Here is a 1,709-nt window from a genome sequence, read left to right as displayed (position 1 = left end):
AGGCTCGTCTCGGCTCCGGTTACGGCCGCATCAGCGATCGCCTTGAACACGCTATCGACGATCGTTTTCGCCTGAGCCTTTGTCAGGTCGTTCTCGGCTGCGATCGTTTCCGCGATCTCGTTGGCAGTCGTCATGGGACGAGCTCCGTCTAGTTTCGATTTTGCTCGTCTGACATCAAGGCTGTGGGACAGATAGAGCCGGCATCACGGCCAGAGCCGTAATCCCCGAGAAATTGCCTACCGTGACAGCTTTTCGTCGACTGCAGCATAACCGCGCCTTCGCTTGGCGCGCTCCAGCCGTCCGAATGCTTCGACAGCCTTCGCAGTGCCATCGAAGGTCTGCATCATGGTCTTGCCGTTCGTGCCGATCCGGCCCCAATTGCGGATCAGCGACATTCTCCGAACAGGGTCGGCTGCGTGGACAATGCATAAAACCGCCGCATATTGCGCCCGGCATCGATGCGGCGCTGATGAAGCGGTTCTGGTTGCGATTTCGGCATGGGCGGATTCTTGCTCCTTAGCAGGCGCCGTCCAATGAGTTTTATGAATCGACCGGGCAGATCCATCATTTTATCGATGGGTCAATTGCGCCGGAGGTTGCCGCGAACCTTGCCGGCTAAACCTTTCCTCAACAGTGACTCGCTGCCGGGACGCCCGTCGCAATGCTTGGCTTGTAATTGCGGCCGTCTTTATCGCAACAGCCGGCCATAGACGAGCTTGCGCCGGCGACACGACTTGCTCGGTGGAATGTATTCTCCTCGATGTAGATAGCCGTCGCACAGAAGAATTCGCATCCACGGGATCCACTCTTGCAGCAGTGGGCGGTTGGGCGAGCCCCTTCGGGACGGCTCTACTCGCGCCGCCGCGGCGACGCTCCCGGAGCCCGCAAGCGGTCTCCGCGCATTCGCGTGACGATCCTCTCGCGACCGTGTCGACAGCAGTCGTCCAGCAACCAGCACGATTTCCAGTCTCGCTTCCCGGAATCTGTTCCCTCGATGGCTATGGGCTGACCTGACTCTTCTGGCAGGGGATTCTCGGGACGAATTTCGGGATCGTTCCGGTGGTCGGATTCGCAATCGTCTGTTGGTTCAAACCAACATCCCCCACGACATGAGGACAAGGACATGACTCCCGCGCCGTTAGACCCATTTCGGGCCTCAAGATGAAGACCATTGTCATAAACAATCAAAAGGGCGGGGTCGGCAAGACGACGCTTGCTGTGCATTTGGCTTGGTTCATGGCGGAAGCGCACCTCCGTGTACTAGTCATCGACGTTGATGCGCAGAGCAATGCGTCCGATACGTTAAGGCAGTATGCCGGTTCAACGTTGGCCGCGGATTTGTTCAAACCGGGGATACGGATTGTGCCTCGGGAAGAAGAAGGCCTGACGCTCGCGCCGGCCGATAGCTCTCTGACTGATCTCGATCGCAGCAATGCGGCCGCCATAACGACTCTGCAAGAAAACCTCGCCATCGCGTCGGATCAGTTCGATGCCTGCGTCATCGATACGCCGCCATCGCTTGGGCTGCGCAGTGTCGGCTGTTTGGTTGCGGCGTCGCACGTGCTGGCCCCCATCTATCTGGAGGACTATTCGATCAAGGGAGTCAAAGGTCTAATGCAGACCGTGATCGGCGTGCAGAGGCGCTATGGCCGCCAGGATACGAAGTTCCTCGGGTTGCTGCCCTCGAACTTCAACACGAAATCGCCCCG

2 protein-coding genes and 1 pseudogene are annotated in these 1,709 nt (G+C 58.6%); 1 reads left to right on the top strand and 2 read right to left on the bottom strand.

Annotation, left to right across the window (positions count from 1 at the left end; genetic code table 11):
* Together JHD07_RS39240 and JHD07_RS39235 are read right to left on the bottom strand one after the other, a co-directional pair.
* On the bottom strand, positions 1-134 hold a 134-nt coding region (locus JHD07_RS39240; protein ID WP_291631978.1), incomplete at its 3' end, for an HU family DNA-binding protein.
* A gap of 102 nt (positions 135-236) precedes the next feature.
* Positions 237-499, bottom strand: a pseudogene (locus JHD07_RS39235) (WGR domain-containing protein).
* A 662-nt stretch (positions 500-1,161) separates the two neighbouring features.
* Here JHD07_RS39235 and JHD07_RS39230 point away from each other — a divergent pair.
* Positions 1,162-1,709 (top strand): ParA family protein (locus JHD07_RS39230; RefSeq protein WP_291631976.1); only part of this gene is annotated, 548 nt, incomplete at its 3' end.

The organism is Bradyrhizobium sp., from assembly GCF_016462955.1.
Taxonomy (GTDB): domain Bacteria; phylum Pseudomonadota; class Alphaproteobacteria; order Rhizobiales; family Xanthobacteraceae; genus Bradyrhizobium.
The sequence above is the reverse complement of the archived record's forward strand: the minus strand, read 5'-3'. Positions and strand labels throughout refer to the sequence as shown.